Annotated in this window: 25 protein-coding genes and 4 pseudogenes; 12 read left to right on the forward strand and 17 right to left on the reverse strand. The window is 66.6% G+C overall.

Annotated features, from left to right (window positions below):
• Positions 1–96 precede the first annotated feature (96 nt).
• The 5 genes and pseudogenes from ACHMWU_RS13525 to ACHMWU_RS13545 all read left to right on the forward strand — a co-directional run bounded on the left by ACHMWU_RS13525 (position 97) and on the right by ACHMWU_RS13545 (position 3,262).
• Positions 97–438, forward strand: a complete 342-nt coding sequence (locus ACHMWU_RS13525; RefSeq protein WP_396044423.1) for a hypothetical protein — start codon at positions 97–99, stop codon at positions 436–438.
• Positions 439–463: 25 nt separating this feature from the next.
• Positions 464–1,054, forward strand: coding sequence for a TetR/AcrR family transcriptional regulator (locus ACHMWU_RS13530; RefSeq protein WP_396044425.1), 591 nt, complete (start codon positions 464–466; stop codon positions 1,052–1,054).
• Positions 1,055–1,193: 139 nt separating this feature from the next.
• Positions 1,194–2,539: pseudogene (locus ACHMWU_RS13535) on the forward strand (ethanolamine ammonia-lyase subunit EutB).
• 29 nt (positions 2,540–2,568) lie between these two features.
• Positions 2,569–2,853 (forward strand): annotated as a pseudogene (locus tag ACHMWU_RS13540) (ethanolamine ammonia-lyase light chain EutC); the annotation flags it as partial.
• A gap of 97 nt (positions 2,854–2,950) precedes the next feature.
• Complete coding sequence (locus ACHMWU_RS13545; protein ID WP_396044427.1) at positions 2,951–3,262, forward strand: ethanolamine ammonia-lyase light chain EutC; 312 nt, start codon at positions 2,951–2,953, stop codon at positions 3,260–3,262.
• Positions 3,263–3,427: 165 nt separating this feature from the next.
• Here the strand turns inward: ACHMWU_RS13545 and ACHMWU_RS13550 are convergent, their stop codons facing one another.
• From ACHMWU_RS13550 to ACHMWU_RS13630, 17 genes and pseudogenes are all read right to left on the reverse strand, one after another.
• Positions 3,428–4,831 carry an ABC transporter substrate-binding protein gene (locus ACHMWU_RS13550; RefSeq protein WP_396044429.1) on the reverse strand — a complete coding sequence of 468 codons (1,404 nt, stop codon included), beginning with the start codon at positions 4,829–4,831 and terminating at the stop codon, positions 3,428–3,430.
• Entirely contained in the window at positions 4,735–5,061 is a 327-nt protein-coding gene (locus ACHMWU_RS13555) for a hypothetical protein (protein WP_396044431.1), read from the reverse strand. Before ACHMWU_RS13555 ends, ACHMWU_RS13550 begins: the two co-directional genes overlap by 97 nt.
• A gap of 109 nt (positions 5,062–5,170) precedes the next feature.
• Complete coding sequence (locus ACHMWU_RS13560; RefSeq protein WP_396044433.1) at positions 5,171–6,190, reverse strand: ABC transporter permease; 1,020 nt, start codon at positions 6,188–6,190, stop codon at positions 5,171–5,173.
• Positions 6,174–7,349: a sugar ABC transporter ATP-binding protein gene (locus tag ACHMWU_RS13565; RefSeq protein WP_396046744.1), complete on the reverse strand. Its 1,176-nt coding sequence runs from the start codon at positions 7,347–7,349 to the stop codon at positions 6,174–6,176. The genes ACHMWU_RS13560 and ACHMWU_RS13565 overlap by 17 nt, the downstream gene beginning before the upstream one ends.
• Positions 7,261–8,757, reverse strand: coding sequence for a substrate-binding domain-containing protein (locus ACHMWU_RS13570; RefSeq protein ID WP_396044435.1), 1,497 nt, complete (start codon positions 8,755–8,757; stop codon positions 7,261–7,263). Before ACHMWU_RS13570 ends, ACHMWU_RS13565 begins: the two co-directional genes overlap by 89 nt.
• 57 nt (positions 8,758–8,814) lie before the next feature.
• Positions 8,815–9,516 (reverse strand): polysaccharide deacetylase family protein, encoded by a 702-nt coding sequence (locus ACHMWU_RS13575; RefSeq protein WP_396044437.1) that lies wholly within the window; start codon positions 9,514–9,516, stop codon positions 8,815–8,817.
• Entirely contained in the window at positions 9,477–10,568 is a 1,092-nt protein-coding gene (locus ACHMWU_RS13580) for a nitrilase-related carbon-nitrogen hydrolase (protein ID WP_396044439.1), read from the reverse strand. Before ACHMWU_RS13580 ends, ACHMWU_RS13575 begins: the two co-directional genes overlap by 40 nt.
• A gap of 39 nt (positions 10,569–10,607) precedes the next feature.
• Positions 10,608–11,333, reverse strand: a complete 726-nt coding sequence (locus tag ACHMWU_RS13585; protein WP_396044442.1) for an SDR family NAD(P)-dependent oxidoreductase — start codon at positions 11,331–11,333, stop codon at positions 10,608–10,610.
• 10 nt (positions 11,334–11,343) lie between these two features.
• Entirely contained in the window at positions 11,344–12,063 is a 720-nt protein-coding gene (locus tag ACHMWU_RS13590) for an SDR family NAD(P)-dependent oxidoreductase (protein WP_396044444.1), read from the reverse strand.
• Positions 12,064–12,206: 143 nt separating this feature from the next.
• Positions 12,207–12,845, reverse strand: coding sequence for a hypothetical protein (locus tag ACHMWU_RS13595; protein WP_396044446.1), 639 nt, complete (start codon positions 12,843–12,845; stop codon positions 12,207–12,209).
• Positions 12,846–12,879: 34 nt separating this feature from the next.
• Positions 12,880–13,083, reverse strand: a pseudogene (locus ACHMWU_RS13600) (DUF664 domain-containing protein); the annotation flags it as partial.
• Entirely contained in the window at positions 13,079–13,399 is a 321-nt protein-coding gene (locus ACHMWU_RS13605; RefSeq protein WP_396044448.1) for a DUF664 domain-containing protein, read from the reverse strand. The pseudogene ACHMWU_RS13600 and the gene ACHMWU_RS13605, both read right to left, overlap by 5 nt.
• 17 nt (positions 13,400–13,416) lie before the next feature.
• A complete protein-coding gene (locus tag ACHMWU_RS13610) occupies positions 13,417–14,109 on the reverse strand; it encodes a GGDEF domain-containing protein (protein WP_396044450.1) in 693 nt (230 codons plus the stop codon).
• Positions 14,110–14,538: 429 nt separating this feature from the next.
• On the reverse strand, positions 14,539–15,963 hold the full coding sequence (locus ACHMWU_RS13615) for a DUF222 domain-containing protein (protein ID WP_396044452.1): 1,425 nt from the start codon (positions 15,961–15,963) through the stop codon (positions 14,539–14,541).
• Between the two features lie 149 nt (positions 15,964–16,112).
• A complete protein-coding gene (locus ACHMWU_RS13620) occupies positions 16,113–17,717 on the reverse strand; it encodes an MFS transporter (RefSeq protein WP_396044454.1) in 1,605 nt (534 codons plus the stop codon).
• Positions 17,707–18,336, reverse strand: a complete 630-nt coding sequence (locus tag ACHMWU_RS13625) for a glutaminase (protein WP_396044456.1) — start codon at positions 18,334–18,336, stop codon at positions 17,707–17,709. Before ACHMWU_RS13625 ends, ACHMWU_RS13620 begins: the two co-directional genes overlap by 11 nt.
• 61 nt (positions 18,337–18,397) lie before the next feature.
• A pseudogene (locus ACHMWU_RS13630) lies at positions 18,398–18,583 on the reverse strand (glutaminase); the annotation flags it as partial.
• Between ACHMWU_RS13630 and ACHMWU_RS13635 the strand changes: the two are divergent.
• The 7 genes from ACHMWU_RS13635 to ACHMWU_RS13665 all read left to right on the forward strand — a co-directional run bounded on the left by ACHMWU_RS13635 (position 18,521) and on the right by ACHMWU_RS13665 (position 22,287).
• Positions 18,521–18,787 (forward strand): hypothetical protein, encoded by a 267-nt coding sequence (locus tag ACHMWU_RS13635; protein WP_396044458.1) that lies wholly within the window; start codon positions 18,521–18,523, stop codon positions 18,785–18,787. The pseudogene ACHMWU_RS13630 and the gene ACHMWU_RS13635 overlap by 63 nt on opposite strands.
• Positions 18,774–19,109 carry a hypothetical protein gene (locus tag ACHMWU_RS13640; RefSeq protein WP_396044460.1) on the forward strand — a complete coding sequence of 112 codons (336 nt, stop codon included), beginning with the start codon at positions 18,774–18,776 and terminating at the stop codon, positions 19,107–19,109. Before ACHMWU_RS13635 ends, ACHMWU_RS13640 begins: the two co-directional genes overlap by 14 nt.
• A 180-nt stretch (positions 19,110–19,289) precedes the next feature.
• Complete coding sequence (locus tag ACHMWU_RS13645) at positions 19,290–20,012, forward strand: ATPase, T2SS/T4P/T4SS family (protein WP_396044462.1); 723 nt, start codon at positions 19,290–19,292, stop codon at positions 20,010–20,012.
• Positions 19,993–20,532 carry an ATPase, T2SS/T4P/T4SS family gene (locus ACHMWU_RS13650; RefSeq protein WP_396046746.1) on the forward strand — a complete coding sequence of 180 codons (540 nt, stop codon included), beginning with the start codon at positions 19,993–19,995 and terminating at the stop codon, positions 20,530–20,532. Before ACHMWU_RS13645 ends, ACHMWU_RS13650 begins: the two co-directional genes overlap by 20 nt.
• Positions 20,520–21,380 (forward strand): type II secretion system F family protein, encoded by an 861-nt coding sequence (locus ACHMWU_RS13655; RefSeq protein ID WP_396044464.1) that lies wholly within the window; start codon positions 20,520–20,522, stop codon positions 21,378–21,380. Before ACHMWU_RS13650 ends, ACHMWU_RS13655 begins: the two co-directional genes overlap by 13 nt.
• Positions 21,377–22,045 carry a hypothetical protein gene (locus ACHMWU_RS13660; protein ID WP_396044466.1) on the forward strand — a complete coding sequence of 223 codons (669 nt, stop codon included), beginning with the start codon at positions 21,377–21,379 and terminating at the stop codon, positions 22,043–22,045. Before ACHMWU_RS13655 ends, ACHMWU_RS13660 begins: the two co-directional genes overlap by 4 nt.
• Positions 22,003–22,287, forward strand: a complete 285-nt coding sequence (locus ACHMWU_RS13665) for a type II secretion system F family protein (protein WP_396044468.1) — start codon at positions 22,003–22,005, stop codon at positions 22,285–22,287. The genes ACHMWU_RS13660 and ACHMWU_RS13665 overlap by 43 nt, the downstream gene beginning before the upstream one ends.
• Positions 22,288–22,454: the final 167 nt, after the last annotated feature.

The raw sequence follows: 22,454 nt of genomic DNA on the forward strand, positions 1-22,454 counted from the left end.
TGGGTGTTTGCTGTGGTGAACCTGTGAATGGTTCGCTCAGGCGTCGGCGAGGCCGATCACAGGCTCCAGACAGGTTGCCGGCGCAAGGTCGGCGTCATGACAGAACCTCATGACACGACCTCCTCGCCGGCGCGCGCCTGGTCGACCCGCACTCTTGTCGTCTCCGCCGTCACGGCCGTGGTGCTCGGGGTCGGCGCAGGAGCTGCGCTCGGATCGTTGGGCAATGGCTCTGACAACGGACGCGGCGGGCCGGGGCAGCTGCGCGGGAACCTGCCGGGCCAGGGTGGGCAGCCTGGTGGGCAGCCTGGTGGCCAGCCGGGTGGTCGGCCCGGTGGGATGGGTCAGCCACCGTCGATGCCAGGACAGTCCGACGGCCAGCAGCAGGCTCCCGGCGGAACCCCTGACGACGCTGACAGTGCGGACTCTTCGTCGATCTGAGGCGTGACGTGGCTACGCTGTGACCATGACGCGCCCGACTCGAGCCCAGGTGCAGGAGCAGAATCGCGAGGTCGTGCTCGATGTCGCGCGGACGGCTTTCCTGCGCGACGGATACGTCGCGACGTCCTTGGCATCGGTCGCCAGGGAGGCCGGTTTCACGACCGGCATCGTCTACTCGAGCTTCGGCAGCAAGGCAGATCTGGCGTTGCGCGTGCTCGAGCAACTCCAGGCCGAGCAGATCGCTGCTCTGGGGGCGAGCGTGTCAGCGGTTTCCTCGCCGGACCAGGTGCTGGACCAGGTCCGTTCATGGGCTGCCGCGGCTACCGCGTCCGGCTGGGTGCGGTTCGAGCTGGAGCTGTTGCTCGACACGATCAGCGATCCGCGCCTTGCTGCCGCACAGACGGCCCGGCAGAACTCGGCCGTCGAGCAGGCCAGCGCCGTCGTCCGTTCGATGGTGTCCACCGATGCGGTGGACGATGCGACACTCGATGTCCTGGCCGAGGCGGCCGTCGACTACGCGATCGGGGTGGCGGTGCGTCAGGTCACCAACCGCGAGGCGAGTCCGGACGGCTTCTTGCAGCTGATCCGGCCGTTGCTGGCGTCCTTCGCAGGCTGACACGTACGTCTTCTGACGGACGCGACGAGGTCGCCCGGCGGCGTAGGTTCGAGACGTCAGCAGACGCCAGGAGGCCCTCATGAAGTTCTCGCACGTCCTGCACGGGCGCACGTACGCCTTCGACGGGCTCGTGGATCTGATGGCCAAGGCCACCACGCTGCGCTCGGGCGATGTGCTGGCGGGATGTGCGGCCGAGTCGGCTGCCGAGCGGGCTGCCGCTCGCTTCGTGCTGGCGGACCTGCCGCTGACCACGTTCCTCGAGGAGCAGGTGGTCCCGTACGAGTCCGACGACGTCACCCGGCTCATCCTCGACAGCCACGACGTCGAGGCATTCGCCGCGGTGCGGCACCTGACCGTGGGCGGCTTCCGCGAGTGGCTGCTGGAGACTGCGGCACAGCCGCAAGCAGCAGCCCGTCTGGCGAGCATTGCACGGGGTCTGACCCCGGAGATGGTCGCCGCGGTCTCCAAGATCATGCGTCATCAGGACCTCATCACGGTTGCTGCGGCGACCAGCGTGGTCACGGCTTTCAGGTCCACGCTCGGCCTTCCGGGACGTTTTCCACGAGGTTGCAGCCCAATCACCCCGCCGACGACCAGGTGGGCGTCGCTGCGGCGATGCTCGACGGCCTGCTTCTCGGGTGTGGCGACGCAGTGATCGGCATCAACCCGGCATCTGACAATCCGCAGACGATCGGGCGGCTGCTGACGTTCATCGACGAAGTGCGCCAACGCTATGAGATTCCGACGCAGTCGTGCGTGCTCACGCATGCGAGCACGACCCTCGACCTGATCGCGAAGGGGCTCCCGGTCGATCTGGTCTTCCAGTCGATCGCCGGCACGCAAGGCGCCAATGCCGGATTCGGGGTCGAGCTCTCGCTGCTGGTCGAGGCCAACGATGCTGCTCGCTCGCTCGAACGAGGCACCGTGGGCAGCAACGTCATGTACTTCGAGACTGGACAGGGATCGGCCTTGAGCGCCGGCGCCCATCTCGGCACCGGCGGCCACCCGGTCGACCAGCAGACGCTGGAGGCGCGTGCCTACGGTGTGGCCCGCGCCTTCGACCCGTTCATCGTCAACACGGTGGTCGGCTTCATCGGTCCGGAGTACCTCTACGACGGCAAGCAGATCACTCGCGCCGGGCTCGAGGACCATTTCTGCGGCAAGCCGCTCGGCGTCCCGATGGGGGTCGATGTCTGCTACACGAACCACGCCGAGGCTGATCAGGACGACACGGACACGTTGCTGACTCTCCTGGGCGTGGCAGGATGCACCTTCGCGATCGCTGTGCCGGGAGCCGATGACGTCATGCTCGGCTACCAGAGCACGTCCTTCCACGACGCGCTCTACGTCAGGCAGGTGCTTGGTCGCCGGACTGCTCCGGAGTTCGAGCACTGGCTCGACCGGATAGGACTGCTCACGGCAGATGGCGGCATCAGGGCCGTGGACCCCGTGTCGTCCGCGCTGCGCTCCCTGGCGGCATCATGAGCCTGGACCCCTGGAGCGAGCTGCGGTCCATGACTCCGGCGCGCATCGGTCTCGGGCGGCACGGCAACGCGGTCTCGACCAAGGCGATGCTCGAGGCCGGCGCCGACCATGCCGCAGCACGCGATGCGGTACATCTGCCGCTCGACGTTCCTGCCCTGATGGCAGATCTGAAGGGTCTTGGTCTGGGCGCTCCGCACCAGGTGACCTCGGCGGCCCCCGATCGCGCGACCTACCTGACCCGCCCCGACCTCGGCCGGCGGCCCGGCTCGGCGCTTCCCACCGGTGAGCCTGTCGACCTCGCAGTCGTCCTGGCCGACGGATTGTCAGCCACGGCGGTCCAGCGGCAGGCCGTGCCGGTCTTGGCCGCAGCTGCTCCTGCTCCTCGACCAGTCGACGACCCTTGCGGCTCCCGTGATCGCCGTCCAGGCCCGGGTCGCGCTCGGAGACCACATCGGCGTGGCCCTGCGGGCGCGCATGGTGCTGGTTCTCGTGGGCGAACGACCGGGGCTGTCGGCCAGCGACAGCCTGGGTGCCTATCTCACCTGGGCGCCGACCATCGGCATGGCCGATGCGGACCGCAACTGCGTCTCGAACATCCGTCCGCCGCACGGCCTGGATCACGCGACGGCAGCACGGACACTCGCGTCGTTGATGGCCGGAGCCCGTCGACTGGGGGGCACCGGCGTGCGCCTCAAGGACGGAGGGGCCGAGCTGACGACCTAGGACGGCCACCATGGCGGCCTGCGGAAGCGTGCCCCGGTGTAGGGCGTCGGGTACACGATCTTCTGCCGGTTGTCCTGGATCTGGAACACCAGGTGGGCCATGCCGATCGACGGATCGGGTGTGGCGAGAGGATACGCGAGCGCCGACTGCCCGGCATCGGTGAAGCTATAGGCGCCGTTGACCCCGCGATGGACGCCTTGACGCAGGCTCTCGGCCACCGATGTGAAGTCGCGCGGGGAGTCTGCGTTGGCCCAGGCGTTCGAGAGGATGCGGACCCGGTCGTAGGCGATGCCTGCGTGAGATCGCCCCGGGCTGACAGCCCGAGAAGCTGCGGTATCGGTCGGTGAATCGACGGGCCACCTGGTCTGAGTAGGTGCCGGTCGTCGTCGCCCACAGCAGGCCATCTGCCTGCGCGCCCAGCTCGATCCGGAACCGCGGGATCGACGGCGCGTACAGCGCATACAGCACCGTCGGTGAAGGGGCCGTCAGGAACTCGCGGATGAACGAGATGGTCTCGTTGACGAAGTAGCTGCCGATCATCACTGCGGCGGGAGCGAGCTCGGCTATCTTGCGGCCCTGCTCACGCCAGCCGTCCTCACCGTGCACGTCGTCGGCGATGTAGTCGATCCGCCAGCCGTTGCGCTCGGCCATCTCCAGCGACTCGGTCATGCCGAGATCACCCAGCTTCCAGCGACCGCGGACGACAGCGAGCGACCGCGAGCGTGCCGGAAGCTGCCCGCTGTCACGCAGGTAGGTCATCGCGTCGACGAACCCCGGCCCGTAGTTGGTGTCGCTCGGACAGATCTGGAAGACGTTGCCGTACCGTCCCGGATTGTCGCCCACCAGTCGCACCATCGAGTCGAGCGTGGCCGCATGCAGGTACGGCGCACGGTGCTCGGCCGCGATCTCATGGGCGACCTCCTGGTCTCCGAGATAGCCTGAGACCATCGCATCGACGTCCTGTCCGGCCAGATCTTCGAATGCGTGGGCGATCGACACCGGATCCTTGATGTCGAGATCGACGTTGACGAGCTCGACCGCACGGCCAGCGATGCCACCGCGTTGGTTGAGCTCGTCGATCGCCAGCTGAGTCGCCCGCACCATCTCGACGCCGTCCTCGGCTATCTCACCGGTCACCGGGAACGCGCTGCCCAGAAGGATGGGGCGGCGCACCGAACGGCGGCCGCTGCGTGGACGTTCGGGTCGGCCTGACCGGTAGGGAGCCGCTCGCAGTGCCGTCTCGGCCGGTGTGCCGGGCTGGGGTGTGCTGAGCATGCCCATGAGCAGCCGTTCGAAGCCCTCAGGGCCGCCCGGCACCGGCAGCACCAGGAGGCTCTCCTCCAGGCCGACACTGGTCGCTCCGGCCCGAGAGGCGACGCCGAGCTTGGCGAGGATCCGCTCGACGTGGGTGCTGATGGTGCGGGGACTGGTCCAGAGGCGAGCTGCGATCTCGTTGTTGCTCAACCCGCCGATCAGCAGCGTGACGACCTCGAGCTCGCGCGCAGTGAGACCGTACGGGATAGAGGCGTCCTCGATCCACGACAGCGACGTCCGATCCTCGTGCGCCATGCTGCGCACCGTGGCGAAGACGGCTCTCCGCCTTCGCCACGCCAGAAGAACGACAGCTCGAGGTGTCCTGCGATCTGGCCCGCCCGCCGAGCGATCTCGACCAGACCGTCGAGCCGCTTGGTGGCTTCGGCCGCCCCGATGCCCCGCACGCTCGAGAGATCGCCCTCGGGATCGATGACGATCTCGTGGACCTGCTGGGGGCGAGGAGAGGCGGCCGAAGCATGGGACACGGCTACTCCTTCTCCGGGACGAGCTGGCTGGCCAGAGGCCAGGTTCTCAGTGTAACTTTCCCTGCGGTCTCGGTGGGTTTCCCAAAGGTAACGACAGGGGACGAGCCGGTCATGACCGACGGTTGCGGGACCAGGAGTCGAGCGCCACAGCGATCAGCACGATGGTTCCCTTCGCGATCAGCTGCCAGTGCTGCGACAGGTTGAGGCTGTAGAACAGGTTGGTGAGCGTCGCGAAGATCAACAGACCCACGGCCGACCGCCAGACGGCTCCCTCGCCGCCGCGCAGGGACGTGCCGCCCACGATCACGATCGCGATCGCATCGAGCGCGATGTTGGCACCCACATCGGCCTGGCCGACTCCCAGGCGGGATGCATCGAGGGTGCCGGCGAAGGCTGCGAGCACGCCGGTCATGACGTAGACGCTGCCGGTCAGGCTCGTGACTCGAAGACCCGACAGCCAGCTCGCCTCGTGGTTGCCGCCGATCGCGTAGATGTTGCGGCCGTACCGCGTCATCGCCAGCAGCACGGCGCCGGCGGCGAAGGTCACGGCCAGGATCACGATCGGGACCGGGAATCCCGCGATGCTGGATCGGGCGAGGAGCTTGAAGTTGGGATCGGAGACGATGAACGGTGCGGACTTGGAGTAGATGTAGGCGATGCCGGAGATGATCGACGCGCTGCCCAGGGTGGCCACGAACGGGTTGATGTTCAGCTTGGCCACGAGCACGCCGTTGGCGATGCCGCAGACGACGCCCGCGAGGACCGCCGCCAGGATTCCGAGATTGGGCGAGCCGGTCGAGATCGCCACGCCGGCCGACACAGTGGACCCGAGCGCATAGGTCGCTCCGACCGACAGGTCGAATCCGCCGGAGATGATCACGAAGGTCATCCCGAGCGCGACGATGCCCACGGCAGTGTTCTGCACCAAGATGTCCCGCAGGTTGTCCGGAGAGAGGAAGCCCGGGTAGAGGATCGTCGCCAGCACCACGAGTGCCGCGAGGACCACGACCATGGCGAACCGCGAGAACAGACCCGACAGCGCCGGCGGAGACGCCGTCTCGGTCGTGGTCGAGGCGGCGTGCGAGGGCGTCGTCGCGCCCTCGGTGATGAGGTCAGTGGGCTGGTTCATGAGTCGCTCCTGGCTGAAACCGTGGCGCACGACGGCGTCCACGTCGAATTCGGGGTCGTGGGCAGGGATGTCTCGCACCACACGGCCGTGGGCGAAGACGAGTAGGCGATTCGCGATCGCAAGGACTTCTTCGAGCTTCCGAGGACGTCACCACGATGGCTGCGCCCTCGCTGGCGAGACGCACGAGCGAGGAGAGGACTTCGGCCTTGGCGCCGATGTCGATTCCGCGAGTCGGCTCGTCGATGAGGAACACGTCCGGCTGGTGACCGGCCCACTTGGCCAGCAGCACCTTCTGCTGGTTTCCGCCCGAGAGATTGCGCACGGGGGTGCCGAGACGGGCCCGCCGGAAGGCGAAGACGTCGCCGGTGTCGCCGGCTTCGGTGCGTTCGTCGCGACGGTCGAGGAAAGGGGACCGAGTCCGTGAACGTCCGAGCCAGTAGTTGCTGGTCCCGTCCATGCCCAGGACCAGGGCCTGCTTGCGGGACTCGGGCACCATCACGATGCCGTCGTGGATGGCTTGGCGGACGCTCCGCGGCCAAGGCATCGCCTCACCGTGCAGCGTCAGCCGGCCGGTCGATGCCGGCTCGGCGCCGGCCAGCGAGCGCAGGAACGTCGTGCGACCCGAACCGACCAGCCCCCACAGCCCGACGATCTCACCAGCCCGGACCGTGACCGAGATGTCGTCGAGGACGCCTGGCAACGAGACCCTCTCGGCGGACAGCACCTCACGGCCGAGCTGATGGGTGCCGCGATCAGCGAGCACGTCGACGGTGCGCCCGACCATGTGCTCGATCAGCGTCGGCCTGGTCCACTCCGCCCGCGGCGCGCTGCGAACGACCTGACCGTCGCGCAGGACCGTGATGGTGTCGCTGAGGTCCAGGACCTCGTCGAGGTTGTGGCTGACGAACACGATCGTGGTGCCTCGTGCGGTCAGCGCACGCAAGACCCGATAGAGCGTGTCGCGCTCGTGCTCGGCCAGAGCGGCCGTGGGCTCGTCCAGGACGAGGATCCGACCATTGCTCTGGACCCCACGCATGATCTCCAGCATCTGCTGCTGGGAGACCGAGAGGTCACGGGCGAGCATGTCTGCCGGTACGTGGATGTCGAGCTCGTCGCACAGCTCCTCGTAGCGTGCACGCATCGCGCGTCGGTCCAGCAGGCCGCCCCGTGTCCGGACCTGTCCGAGGAAGACGTTCGCCTCCGCAGACAGGCCCGGAATCATCGTGAGCTTCCTGATAGACCGCGACCAGTCCGTGCTCTCGGCTCTCGCGCGGATTGCCGCCGTGGAGGCGGTGTCCGAAGACCTCGACCGATCCGCCGTCAGCTGCCAGCCGGCCGCTGATCAGCCCGAGCAGAGTCGACTTGCCAGCGCCGTTCTCACCGACCAGGGCATGCACCTCGCCGGTGCGTACCTCCAGGTCGGCGCCGTGAACGGCCACCGAGCCGTTGAACACCTTGCGTGCGCCGTTCGCGGTGATCGCGCGTTCGGTTGTGTCATTCATAGACGCCTCCACTGCATCGGTCGGGCGGGGATCAGTACTGAGCGGTGAACTCGTCGACGTTGTCCGCCGTGGCGAACGGTGTCCCGGGCAGCGAGTGGACTCGGTCAGGTTGATGAACTTCGGCACGTCCTTGCCACGGACGTAGTCGGCCAGACCCTCGAGGGCTGCGCGGGTCTCGAGGCGAGGCAGCATCATGACGCTGCTGGTCAGGGCGCCTGCCTTGACCTGGTCGAGCGCCCACGTGTCTCCGCCGAAGTCGAAGATCTGGACCTTCTTGCTGCCGACGGCCTCGACCACGCCACGGGTCATGCCGGAGAAGTTCGACATGATCACGTCGAGGTCAGGATTGGCCTGCATCATGGTCTGCGCGGCGTTGAACGCCTTCGGGGTCGTGTAGTCCGTGGTCTGCTGGGCAACGACCTCGAAGCCCTTCTCCTTGGCGAATGCCTTCGCGGCCTTGAAGAAGGCGATCGTGTTGGCATTCAGGTCGGGTCCGGAGATCAGGCCGATCTTGGCGCCGTCCTCGTTGCTGTCGATGACGCTCTGCACCCAGTTCTCGTAGACGTCGAGGGTCTGACCGCCGACGTACGTGATCGTGCCAGGCTCGTACGTCTCGACCCCCGTGTTGGTTGCGCGCCCACAGATCGGCAGGTTGAAGACCGAGACCAGCACCTTCTTCTTCGGTGCTTCCTGCGTGAGGATGTCGCACACCAGGTTGCCGTCGTTCGGCTCCACCGCGAAGGCGTTGTACTTGCCGCTGGTCAGGGCCTGCTGCATCTGGTCGAACTGGGACTGGGCGTTGAAGCCACCGTCGAAGATGTCGATCTTGGCTCCGAGCTCCTTCGCGACCTTCTTGGCCTCGTCGATCGAGGCCTGCAGGTAGGAGTTGCTGGTGCCTGCTGAGAAGTAGGCGATCTTGAGGTCAGCCGGGTCCGAGACCGGGGCGTCGATGATCTTGTCCGAACCACCGGAGGAGTCGGCGATGTCGTTGGAACAGCCGCTCAGCGCGAGGCAGGCGGCAACGCCGACGGCAGCCGCTACTCTGGTGAGGTGTCGTGTCTTCATGGGGGTGCTTCCTTCTGTGAGGGTCGTGCCTGGGGGTGGGGCCGTGCAGTGCGAAGATCAGTCGTCGGTCCAGGTGTCGTAGATGTCGCTGAGCGAGGCGAACCAGACGCCGTCATGACTGGCCATGTGCTCCAGCAGCTCGTCCATGCCGAGAATGTGATGGGCCCTGGCGATGGTCTGGGGGTGGACCGTGATCGCGAGCACCGGATTGTCCTCGTAGGCGTACGCGTAGTCGAAGTGATCCTTGAACCGCTGGAACATGACCTCGCTGGATCCCAGGCCCGGGTTGACTCCGGGGATGTACTCGCCTGCCGGGAAGTCGTCGAGGTACCACGAGACGGGGAACTCCAGGATCGGGCTGGGAGGACCGAACACCGACGCCTCCTCCCACCGGACGTCCACGGGACGCGGGTGGTAGGGCTGGAAGTCGCGACCCATCAGGGAGGAGTCCCACTCGAAGCCGGTCTTCTCCAGCAGCTCGAGGGTGTGCTCGGTGAAGTCCCACGCCGGCGAGCGGTACCCACGTGGCCGGACGCCCACATGCTTCAGGTGGCCTTCGATGGTCTCCTCCATCAGCCGCGCCTCTTCGTCCTTGTCCAGGGACGGGACCGACTCGTGGAAGCAGCCGTGTGCGGCGATCTCCTGACCGGCTTCGAGGATGCTGTTGAACGCCTCGGGGAAGGTGGCCATCGAGTGCACCGGCGTGCACCAGGTGCCCGTCACGCCGTAGCGCTCGAACAGGCCCAGCAGGCGTGGCACGCCGACCTCTGCGCAGTACTCGCCGCGGGAGAGGTAGCCCGGGCTGGTCTTGCCGAACGTGCCCATCCACACGGAGTGTGCGTCGAAGTCGGCACCGACGTTGACGGCGATCTTCTTGCCGTCGGGGAGGTTGAGAGGCATGAAACGTGGTCCTTTCGAAAGTGGTGCGGTTGGCAGCTGAGAGGGTGGCGTGCGCGTACTTGGCGTACAGGTCCTTGCGGCGGCCGCGATCGTGGTGCGTGGTCGCGGCACCTGATGCACGGTTCTGGTGGAGCAGATCGAGGTCGAGCTCGTACGTGATGACGTCCTGCTGGTTGGTCGTGGACTCGACGAGGACGCCATCGGCCGGGAAGTCGAGGTCGCAGGGGGAGAGCACCGAGGCTCGCGCGAAAACCAGGTGACAGCGGCGCTGTCAGGTGCGAGACCGCCGGGCAGTGCACGACGTAGACCTGGTCCTCGATCGCACGCGCTGCTGCGCAGTGACGCACACGCCAGAACCCGGCCTCGGTGAACGTGTAGGACGGTGTGAGCAGGACTTCGGCACCCAGGGCGGTGAGCGTGGTGCAGACCTCCGGGATCTCGGCCTCGTAGCAGATCGCGATGCCGACGGTCACTCCGTCGATGTCGTAGACCGCCAGGCTGTCGCCCTCCTGCGTGTCCCAGTCGGCCTCGGCCGGGAAGATGTGCGTCTTGGCGTGGGCGTGAACGTCGCCGGACGGGCTGAACAGGTGGGCGACGTTCTCATGCCCGCCCTCGGTCCTCACCAGATGACTGCCTGCGAGGATCCACTGGTCGCGCCGGGCGGCCTCGGCGGTGAACAGTGCGACGTACTCATCGGTGAAGTCGGCGATCCGGGTCAGCTGGCCGATCTCGTGCGACCGCCAGTCCGGGTCGATCGTGAACAGCGATTCGGTGATCAGCTCGGGCAGGACGACGAGCCGGGCTTCACGGGCGTCGTCGAGCAGCGAACGGACCTGGTCGGCGAAGGAGGCGAAGGAGTCGACCTCGCGCAGCTCGAACTGAGCAGCGGCGACGGACAGGGTGCGGGGCATGGAGTTTCTCCTGAGTCGGTGGGTTCTGACGGGGTGGGCCTACTGTGCGAGCAGGCCGCCGTCGATGACGAGCTCGCTGCCGGTGACGTAGCGGGACTCGTCGCTGGCGAGGTAGACACAGCCCCACGCGATGTCGCGCGGGTCGGCGCCATATCCCAGCGGGGTGAGCGCGATGACTTCGGCGTTCTTCTCCGCGGGTTGACGGTTGGTCAGCGGGGTCGTGACCCAGCCGGGAATGACGGTGTTGACGCGCACTCCGGACCGGGCGTAGCTGATCGCAGCATTGCGGGTGAGACCTCGGACCGCGCCCTTGGCTGCTTGGTACGCCGCGACGCCGTCGGAGCCGACGACGCCCCAGGCCGAGGAGAGGTTGATGATCGACCCGGACTGCTGCGCGAGCATCGGCTGCAGCGCAGCTCGGATGCCGAGGAACACCCCCGTCTGGTCGACGCCGATGACCCGCTCCCAGTCGTGCGGGGTGACGTCGGCGATGCCGGCATAGTCGATCACGCCTGCGTTGTTGACGAGGATGTCGAGGTGGCCGTGGTCCGCGAGGACGTCGGCGACCAGCTGTGTCCACGCGTGCTCGTCGGTGACGTCGAGCTCGGCATAGGCGATCGCGGGGTCCTCGGCGTCGAGGTCGGGCTTGGCGAGGTCGGCGACGATGACGGTGGCGCCTTCCTCGGCGAACAGCCGGGCGGTGGCCCAGCCGATGCCCACGGCGCCGCCGGTGACGATGGCGACCTTGTCAGTGAGACGGTTCATCTCAGTCCTTTCAGCGGGCGAGGTAGCCGCCGTCGACGGGAAGGTCGACGCCGGTGATGAAGCGGGCACGGTCAGAGGCCAGGAAGCAGATGGCATCGGCGACGTCGGATGGTTCGCCGCCCATCCGCATCGGGGTGGCGTCCAAGAAGGCGCCGTTGAGCTCGTCGGTCTGTCCGAGGGTCAACGGGGTACGGATCCAGCCGGGCAGCACCGCATTGGCGCGGATTCCGTCAGCGGCGTACGAGACCGCGGCGTTCTTCGTCATCGTCAGCACGGCGTGCTTGGAGGCGTGATACGCCGCAACGCCCTTCACGGAGGCGGCTCCGCAGATCGACGAGACGTTCACGATGGCGCCTGACTTCTGCGGACGCATCAGGCGCAGGGCCTGCTGCATGCCCAGCAGCACACCGGTCTGGTTGATGCCGATGATCCGGTTCCACTCGGCCAACGAGAGCTCGTGGAGCTGGTCGTAGCCTGACACGCCGGCGTTGTTCACCAGGATGTCGAGGCGGCCGTGCTCGGCCTCGATCTCGTCGACGATCTCGGTCCAGCGCGACTCGCTGGTCACGTCGTGCGATCGGGTCTGGATGTGCTCACCCAGGTCGGACTGGTCGCGAATATCGGTCGCGATGACCACGGCTCCGGCATCGGCAAGAGCGGTGGCTGTCGCGTGTCCGATGCCTTGGGCGGCGCCGGTGACCAAGGCCACCCGGCCGGTCAGCTTGTCCATCGAGTCTGGGCTCCTTCACATGTATCCCCGTGCTGTCGGGGCTGTTAAGGAACCGTAAGGACGATGGGCAGGTCAGTGCGTCGGTCGAATGACGTATCTGTCCTGTGTCCCAGGCGGCGGAAACACGATTGTTACGAGCGCAGCTAGCGGCGCGGGTACTTCACAGACTTGTCGCCGTCGAGGCACGACGTCCCGGCGACGCTCGCAGGGAAGGCGTACTTGGTCAGCGTCGCGCAGTCGACCAGCTCTTGCCCGCTCCAGACCTCTTTCCAGGCCCCTGCCGACTTGGTCCACAGGGCTGCGTAGCCACCGCACTGCGGCACGAAGTAGCCGCCAGCGGCCCAGCCGCCCGTGGCGAGTCGGGCGACGTACAGCTGAGGCTTCTCCGGGCAGCCCGCATCGGCTTCGGCCCGGCTTCGGGCGAGCTCTGCGGCAACGAACTTCTTGAAGTCTGCGGGTGCGCCGGTGAGCCTGGCCGTGTCGGCGGCCCGGGTGATGAGCACGCCACCGTCATCGGTCTCGTAGTTGATGACCTGGCTGTTCGTCGGCTTGGTGGGCGCCGTCGTCGGACTGGCGGTCGTCGCCTCAGGCGTTGGAGTCTGCGACGGGGTCGGTTCCGGCGTGGTCGTCGAGGTGGTGTCGGTCGGCGCTGCCGTGGTGGGGGCTGACGTCGTCACTGGTGACGGTGACGTGGGTGTCGCGCGCGGTTCGTCCGATCCGCAGCCGGCGACCAGGAGTGCGGTCGTGGTCAGGACGGTCAGCAGGATGGAGGTGCGCTTCATGGGTTCATCGTGCCCGGTGTCGGTTCGGATTCGGTCATCGGCCGGTCGTGCCGTCGAGCGCTTCACGGATCAGGTCGGCGTGTCCGTTGTGCCGGGCGTACTCCTGGATCATGTGCACGTGGATGGTCCGCAGCGACATGGGACTGCCGTGGACGTCGATCTCCTGATCCAGATCGAGGTCTGCGACAGCTTGTGCTGCGGCTGCCTGCTCCTCGATCAGCTGGATGAGAGCATCAGGTGCATCCTCTGGGTCGAGGACCTTGAAGTCGGTGTCGTCGCGGGCCTCGGAAGTTGTGCAGGTGCTCGATGTCTTGCCCTGCGACGCGCTTGCGGAACCAGACCCGCTCTACCTTGGCCATGTGGCGGACGAGCCCGAGCAGCTCAGGCCGGTTGAGGGGATCGGTCGCGCTGCGCGCTGGTCTGCGGTCAGACCGGCGCAGATGTTGTGCAGCGTCCAGCGGTGCCAGTCGAGCATGCCTTCGAGGATGGGACGTTCGGGGCCGGTTCGTCGGCCGCGTCGGGGAGGTCAGAGGGCGGGGAGCGGTCCACGTCATGGACCGATCCTGTCACCTCACCGTTCGTGGTTGCGGATGCGCTTGTGCTCGTACATCCGCGCGTCGGCTGCAAGCACGAGTCGTCGAGCGTGGCGTCTGGCAGTTCGGCGGTCGTCACGGTGCCGATGCTGGCGGACAGGCGGTAACGGAGGTCGCCGGCTTCGTTCGACCGAGGCGAGCTGGCTCAGCAGCCGGTCGGCCAGGCTGCTTCCGTCTGGCGGAGGTTGCACGATGAACGCGCAGAACTCGTCGCCGCCGATGCGGGCGAGAACGTCATCGGCTCGTAGGACGGACCGGAGGGCCTGGGTCACTTGTGTGAGCATGGCGTCGCCGGTCACGTGACCGTGCTTGTCGTTGACGGTCTTGAGGCCGTCGACGTCGACGAACGCCACGAGGCAGGTGCGCTGGTTGTTGCGGGCGGCTGCGAGCTGGAGTGTCGCGATCTGGAAGAAGCCGCGTCGGTTCAGCAGACCTGTCAGGGGATCGGTGACGGCGAGCTCCTGGATCTCACGGTTGGCTTGCTCCAGCTCGGCGGTGCGGTCATCGACCCGGCGTTCGAGCTCGCCGAAGATCGCGACGTTCTCCATGGCGATCGAGGTTGCATCGGCCAACGCCTGCAGCAACCGGATCTCTTCGGCGGTCGCGAGGTGGCCGTCGGCCCAGTAGTTGCCGATTGCGCCGATGGGGTCGAGGCTGCGGATCGGGATCATCGCGAGGCTCTGACGAAGGTCGGACGGTACGCCTCATGGGGATGCGGTCGTCGACGTAGATGTCTTCGATGACGGCTGGCAGCTTGTTGATCATCGCCCAGCCGCTGATGCACGACTCGAGCGGGAATCTGCTGCCCTTCCAGAGGGGCTCGATCGCGTCTTCATCGGCGTAGTAGCACTGATCGTTGTCACGGAGCACGAAGGTCGCACCGTCGCTACCGACTAGTGCGCGGGCCGTCGTACGAACGATCTCCTGCACACGTGTGAGGTCTCGAGCCAGTGACAGCTCTTGGACGGCGACCATGAGACGTTCGACGCCGCGGACATAGAAGTCAGACGGTTCGACTGTCTCTTCGATGGTCATGATGTCCTTACGTTCCGATGCCCTCAGATGAAGTATTGCCGAGAGCATGCAGCAACGATGGGCCATCACTGAGAAATCAGCGACCACATGGTCTGGTTGCGACGCAGCCTACCCACACACCTCAGGGTCGCCATCGGTGGTTGGTCTGCCAGATGAGTGAGCCTGGTGCGCGGTATTCGATGCGGTCGGTGGCCCGGTTGAGTCTGATTGACCAGTTGTCGGTGTGGATGAGGCGGTGGTGGTGGGGGCAGATCGAGCACCCCGTCGTCGAGCTTTGTGGTCGATCCTTTGGCCCAGGGCATTCGGTAGTGATGGGCTTCTGATTGTTCGGGCGGCCGGTCGCATCCGGGGAAGGTGCAGCCGTGGTCGCGGGCCGCGAGGGCCTGTTTTTGGGCTTTGGTGAACAGCCGTTGCTCATGCCCATGATCCAACGGTAGTGATTTGCCGCCGAACACTTGCGGGACGATCCCGAGGTTGCAGGCCATGAGTCTGGCTTGGGAGGCGGAGATGCGGGTGCCGGTCGACAAGGTCGCTGCCTTCACACCATGCAGCAGGGTGTCGTAGTCGAGGTGGACCATCAGGGTGGCTCCGAGGCCGCTGCGTCCTGGGAGCAGGTGCCCAGGCAACCTGGAGCACAGTTCGGCGAAGCCGACACCCATCCGGGTGCGCCAGTCGAGCCCACGGTCATAGAACGCATGCCCGGCCGTGTCGCTGGTCTTCTCACCGTCAGTGGCTTTCGCGTCAGCAGGTTCTGTTTTGGCGCCGGGGTGGTCTCTGAGGTGGTCGCGTTTGGGGGCGCAGATCGCCTTGATCGCCGCGTCCAGCATCTCGGCTTGTGCGTCAGGCAACCTGAACCCACCCGAGGTGGTGCCGTCGCCGTTGGCGTTCATCCAGAACTCCGACCGCCGCCACGCCTTCTTCTCCTCATCCTCGAGAGTGTCGTTCTCGTCTTGGTCGACCTCGGGGGCGGGTTTGAACTGGTCAGTGATCCGCCTGGACCGTGACCGCAGATCTTTCAGGTTGTACTTCGGGGCGTCGTCCAGCAGTGCTTTCTCGCAGGCCTGCTTCTGCGCTGGTGTCACATCATCGGGTAGGTCGTTGACCGCGTCGGCGATGATCCCGGCCTGCTTGGCACCGATCTGACCATCAGCAAGAGCTTCCTCAGTGGTCGGTGCGGTCTCCAGGGCTTTGCCGCGGTGGACCATCGTCTCGGCCTCACGCCGGTCACCACCAAACGCACCAGCTAACAACGCCGCTGTCGACGTCGCACCAGACTCTTTCGCCAGACCCGAAGCCTCCAGCACCCGGGCCGCAGCAGCTCGGTGGGCCTTGACCCGGGCCTCGATCCGCATCAGCTCTTCAGCCAGGCCACGGACCGTCACTGCTTCGAGCCCAGACCATGCACCGATCGGCATCGTGTCCAGAGCCGCCTTGAGCGCTACAACCCCACCCGACAACGGATCAGGAAACGAGACAAGAACAGCCGACACCGGATACGCCTCCAAGAGTGAATTTGTGAGCCGGAATCACTGCTATTCCGGCTCACAAACCACTCTGCACGAAGGGTCAGACATTCGATTTCTGCGCACCAGCGTTATCCACAGCAGCCATGCTCCAGCCCTACTCCACCACGCTCGGGTCAGGAATCTCGTGCGGTCGATACCGCGGCAGACGCGATGCGGGAACGATCGCCGTCGCGCTCACTCCGGCCAGGATCAGCAGGCCGATCTTGAGCGCCTTGAGCCTGGCATCGGTGTTGGCCTCGACCAGGGCGTCGATCTCGTCGGGGGGTCGCATCGGTGTCGGCCAGCGACTCGCGCAGGTTGTCGTTGCTGATGAATCCGACGGTGTCGAGCTCTGCCTGGGCGGCCAGCTCTGGTGTCAGGTTGGGGTGATCGGTGACGGCCTGGGCGATGTTGATCGACAAGAACGAGACGAGCATGACGCCGGCGATCGCGGTGCCGACGGCCGATGCGAGGTTCTGGGTCGTGCCGCGGATCGAGCCGACGTCTCCGGCCAGCGAGCTGGGCGCTGAGGTGACGAGCACGCTGAACACGAGCGTGACGAGCGCGCCCTGGCCGATGCCGAAGGCGACGAGCCCGACGATCGTCGGCACGGTCTCCCAGTTGTTGGTGACGACGAACGCCAGCCAAGCCAGGGCCGCGGTGGTGAGGCTGAACGCGAAGACGCCGATCGTGCGTGGCGGGAACTTCTTGTAGGTGCGGATGACCAGCGTCGCGGTGATGAAGACCGTCAGGTTGAACGGCATCATCGCCACGGCGGTCGAGAACGGGCTGCGTCCCTGCACGATCTGGATGTAGAGCGGCACCGTGAAGTTCAGCGCGGCTTCGAGGAAGACGACGATGAACATCGCGTACACCGCGGCACGTTCCTGGGGCGCCTTCAGGACGCTCAGGGTGATCAGTGGAGTCTTGCCGGAGCGGGTGCGGTACCGCGTCCACCAGAAGAAGCCCTGACCGAGCATCACTCCGGCGAGGATCAGCAGGGGACTGGGCGACAGTCCCAGCACGTCGAAGGGTGCGTCGTCGTTGGCCACGATCGCACCCCAGTTGTTGAGGTTGTTGAAGCCCAGTGTGAGGGCGACGACGCCGAGGCCGATGAGGATCGCGCCAACCAGGTCGATCTTGACGCCGGGGTCGCCGCCGTCCGAACGCAGGGTGAAGCTGAGGACGAACACGGCGATGGCGATCACCAGGACGATGACGAACGACGGGCGCCAGCCGACCAGGGTGCCGAGCGCTCCACCGATGAAGAAGGCGCTGACCCCCGAGAGGGCGCGGGCGGAGCCGAGGGAGCCGATCGCGGTGGCCTGCTGGTCGCCTCTGTAGTTCTCGGCGATCAGGGCGACGAGGGCCGGGACGATGATGGCTGCCGATGCACCTGCGAACGCCTGCGCCGCGATGACCCAGCCGACTGACGGTGCCGCGATCATCATGACGGCCGAGAGGGCGAACAGCGCCACCACGATCCGGAAGATCAGCACCCAGCCGATGCGCTGGCCGAGCTTGGCGCCGACCATGACGAGCGCGGCGACGGCGATGCCGTACGTGACGATCGCGGTGCTGACGGTGGTCGCAGGCACGTCGAAGTCTTCGACCATGCCGCCCAACGACACTGGCAGCGACGCCACGTTGAACGACATCAGGACCTGGGCGAGGAACAGCCCCACCATCGGCAACCAGGAGACGCGCTCCTCCACGTGATGCTTGATGTCAGTGCTCATCGATGGATCCCTTCGTGGGTACGTGAGGTGCGGAGGCGAAGATGTTCAGGCCGAGGGCCCGTGACAGGTAGGCGGTGGCCCGTTGGCCGCGGACGCTGTTGCCGGCTGGGTCGAGCCGCGGCGAGAACACGCCGATGCCGCCCTTGCCGGGGGAGATCGTCACGATGCCACCGGCGACTCCGGACTTGCCGGGCAGGCCAATCTCGAAGAGCCATTCTCCGGAGCGTTCGTACAGGCCGTTGGCGGCCATGACGGCGAGCGTGTCGCTGCACACCTGGGGCGAGACGACGCGTTCGCCGGTGACGGGGTTGACCCCGCCGTCGGCAAGTGTCGCGCCCATGACGGCGAGGTCGTGCGCGCTGACCCGCAGCGCGCACTGCTTGGTGTAGACGTCGACGACGTCCAGGGGGTTGAGCTCGACCCGGCCGTAGCTCTCCAGCAGACCGGCGATTGCCCGGTTGCGCTGGTTGGTCGCAGCCTCTGACCGGTACACCTCGCCGTCCATCTCGAGCGGACGACCTGCGAAGGCTGACAGCCCCAGCCGGACGGCCTCCCACTGCTCGGCCGGGGTCTCGCCGGGCATCAGCGCTGTCGTGGCCAGGGCGCCGGCGTTGACCATCGGGTTGAGCGGGTGCCCGTCGTTCGAGCTCGATCGCCATGACGGAGTTGAACGGGAGCCCCGTGTTGTTGACGCCGACCCGATCGTGGACGACTTCGTGCCCGTACGCCTCGCAGACCAGCGCGTACACGAAGGCCTTCGAGATCGACTGAATCGAGAACTCGACCTCGGTGTCTCCCGCGACGTGGACGCCACCGTCGACGTCGGCGACGCAGACCCCGAACAGCTCAGGATCGGCCGCGGCCAAGATCGGGATGTAGTCGGCGACGGCCCCGTCGAGGTGCGGCCGTGCGTGCTCATAAGCCTCGATGACCAGCGCATCGACGGTGCCGCCAGGTGGAAGCGCTCCCGTCGCCACCTGCTGCACGACATCGGATACTCCGAGATCCATGGATGCTCCCCAAGAAGACGTGGTCCGGCGTGCATGGACCGTGCTGATGACGTCAGCTGAAAAACAGTATGGCCCCACAGGCGCTCTTGCGGGACTGCGTAGAGGCAAGTTCTCAATACCGCTGAATCAGGTTGCCGGCATTCGGGTGCGGCTCGTGTCGGAGTTTGACTCGAACAGGCTTCAGCCGAGCAGTTTCCGCCTGGCGAGGTCCTCGTGGCGGCGGTACGTTGCAGGCATGGTTCTTGTCATCTTGCTGATCATTTTGGCCATCGTCACCGGCGTCCTGGGGGCGATCATCAAAGGCGCGTTCTGGCTCTTCATCCTGACCGTGGTGTTCCTCGTGGGTGCCTTCTACCTCGGAAGATCAGCCAGAGCTTCCTGATCGAACCTGCCAGGCGGAGGAGCCACCCACCGAAAAACACTCATACCTATGAGTGTTTTCGTGCGTTTTGGCGAAGTTTTCCCCCAGATGCTTGGTCGCCGTGGTTCCTTCAGGGCCGCGAGTTCGTGAGTATCTGTCCCAACTCGATTCGGGGATCCGTCCCGTGAGGTGAAGGGACAGATGATGGATTCGCAGGCGACCGTGCTGGCTGACCGGGTGCGTGATCTGGTCCGTCAACGGCGCATCGATCCGCGTCTTGACACCGAGTCGGTGCGGCGGGCCGCGATCGAGGCGATCGCCGAGCACGAGTCCCGCAGCCTGACCGGTGCGGTGCGGCCGCTGGAGGAGCCAGAGGTTCTGGTGGGCCAGATCCTGGCCGACGTCAGCGGGCTGGGTCCGTTGCATGCCCTGCTCGACGATGACACGGTCGAGGAGGTCTGGATCAATGATCCCTCGCGGGTCTTCGTGGCACGGCAGGGACGACACGAGCTCACTTCGGTGATCCTGACTGCCGAGCAGGTGCGTGAGCTGGTCGAGAGGATGCTGTCATCGTCGGGGCGGCGTCTCGACATCAGCCAGCCGTTCGTCGACGCGATGCTGCCGGGTGGTCACCGGCTCCACGTCGTGCTCGACGGCATCAGTCGTGGGTTCGCTGCCGTCAACATTCGCAAGTTCGTCGCCACAGCTGATTCCCTGACCGATCTGGTGACGCTAGGGACGATCGACGGGCCGGCCGCGACCTTCCTCGACGCGAGCGTCCGGGCAGGCCTCAACATCGTCGTCTCCGGAGGTACCCAGGCAGGCAAGACCACGCTGCTCAACTGCCTTCGCGGCGTCGATCCCCGGCAGCCAACGGCTCATCTCGGTCGAAGAGGTCTTCGAGCTGCAGTGCGGTCATCCTGACTGGGTCGCGCTGCAGACTCGCCAGGCGGGCCTCGAAGGAACGGGAACGGTCGACCTGCGCATGCTCGTGAAGGAGGCGCTTCGCATGCGTCCCTCGCGGATCATCGTCGGCGAGGTGCGCGCCGCAGAGTGTCTTGACCTGTTGCTGGCCCTGAACGCCGGGCTTCCTGGCATGGCGAGCGTCCACGCCAACTCGGCCCGCCAGGCGCTGGTCAAGATGTGCACGCTCCCGCTCCTGGCCGGCGACAACATCGGCTCGCGCTTCGTCGTGCCGAGCGTCGCCGCATCCGTCGACCTCGTGATCCACACGGCTCTCGACGCCGAAGGACGCCGCGCGGTGCGCGAGATCGTGGCGGTCACTGGACGGGTCGAGAACGACCTGATCGAGTCGGAGGCAGTCTTCACCCGTCGCGATGGTCGGCTCGAACGCGGACACGGCGTGCCGGTGCGACGTCAGGCCTTCGAGCAGGCCGGCATCGACATCGAGAACGTTCTGGGGGTTGCGCGATGGGCGCCCTGATCGGCTTCTTGGCCGGCGTCGGGGTCCTGCTGATCGGCTGGACGTTCAGCGACCCTCGACAGGAGTCGACGCGTCGGGAGCGGCCGGGTCGGTCGCGGCTGGCCGGCCTCCTGGCTCGCGCCGGTGTCGAAGGAGTTTCGCCGTCGCAGGTCGTCGCGCTGTCTGCAGCAGCGTTCATCGCGACCGGCGTGGTCATGACCGGCCTGTCGGGGGGTGGTGTCGATCGGGCAGTGTTCGGTGCGATGGCGGCAGGGACGCCTGTGGCGATCCTGCGCGGGCGTGCTGCCAGACGCCTGCGCGAGCACGCGGCGATGTGGCCGGATGCGGTCGACAACCTGACCTCAGCCGTCAGAGCCGGGCTTTCGTTGCCAGAGGGTTTGATCCAGCTCGGGGAGCGCGGCCCAGACGGACTGCGTGAGCCGTTCAGCAAGTTCGGCCACGACTACCAGAGCACCGGTCGGTTCAACGAGTCTCTCGACCTGCTGAAGGCCCGCCTCGCCGACCCGGTCGGCGATCGCGTGGTCGAGGCCTTGCGGATGGCCCGGGAGGTCGGCGGCGGTGATCTGGGCCGGATGCTGCGTTCACTGTCCGGCTTCCTGCGCGAAGACCTGCGCACCCGCGGCGAGCTGGAGTCACGTCAGTCCTGGACCGTCAACGGAGCACGGCTTGCGGTCGCCGCGCCGTGGATCGTGCTGTTGCTGATGTGCCTGCAAGGTGATGTGGTGCGCCGGTTCGCCACAGGCGCCGGACTCGCGGTCTTGGCCACCGGGGCGGTGCTGTGTGTCGTCGCCTACCGCCTCATGATGTGGATCGGCCGCCTCCCCGAAGAACGCCGGATCCTCGCATGACCGGCGCGCTGATCGGGTTCTGTCTGTCGTCGGGCCTCGTGCTGGCACTCTCGGGCTGGCTGCGAGCTCGGCGACCTTCTCTTGACCAACGGGTCGTGCCCTACGTCCGTGACGTCCATCCGGCCAGCTCGACGCCGCGGCCTGCCCACGTGCTCGACGCCGTGCTCGGCCCGTCGCTCCGCAAGCTGGGCGACGTGATCGGTGATCTGGTCGGCGGGACGGCAAGCGTGTCCAGGCGTCTGGTGCGGCTCGGGTCGCCCAGAACGGTCGAGGACTTTCGGCTCGTGCAGGTTGCCTGGGGTGGTGCTGGCCTCGCCGCAGGAGTCGTCATCGCGGTGACGCTCTGGGCTAGCGGGCGCACGAACGTCGTGTTCCTGCTCCTGATCTGCGGGTTCGGGTTCGTCCTCGGCGTGCTGCTGTGCGACCAGCACCTGTCGTCCCGCGTGGCGGCCCACGAGCGGGAGATGCAGGAGGAGTTCCCGATCGTCGCCGATCTGCTGGCACTCGCGGTCGCGGCAGGGGAGAGCCCGATCGCCGGGCTGAGCCGCATCATGCAGATCTGTCGCGGTGCTCTCAGCCACGGCTGGGCACGGTCATCGCCGATGTCCGCACTGGCATGCCCATGGCCAGTGCGTTCGACGGTCTCGCGGCTCGCACCGGCGTGACGAGCATCGCCCGGTTCTCAGCTGGCCTCGCCATCGCGGTGGAGCGGGGAACGCCGTTGGTCGACGTGCTGCACGCGCAGGCAGCCGACGTCCGTGAGCTGAGCCGGCGTGAGCTGATCGAGGTCGGCGGACGCAAGGAGGTGGCGATGATGCTCCCGGTCGTGTTCCTGATCCTGCCGATCACGGTCGTGTTCGCGTTCTTCCCAGGCTTCGTCGGGCTCCACCTCACCTCGGGCACCTAGGAAAGGAAGAAGGCACATGTGGAGAAGTCATCGTTCAGATGAACAGGGAGACGTGCCCGGATGGGTCATGATCACGGTCATGTCCGCAGGCCTGGTCGCGCTGCTTGCCGCACTGGCCGGGCCACGGTTGCAGACCATGCTCGATCAGGCGTTGTCGGCGGTTGGCG

Origin of the sequence: Aeromicrobium sp. UC242_57, assembly GCF_044452305.1 — a bacterium.
Taxonomy (GTDB): domain Bacteria; phylum Actinomycetota; class Actinomycetes; order Propionibacteriales; family Nocardioidaceae; genus Aeromicrobium.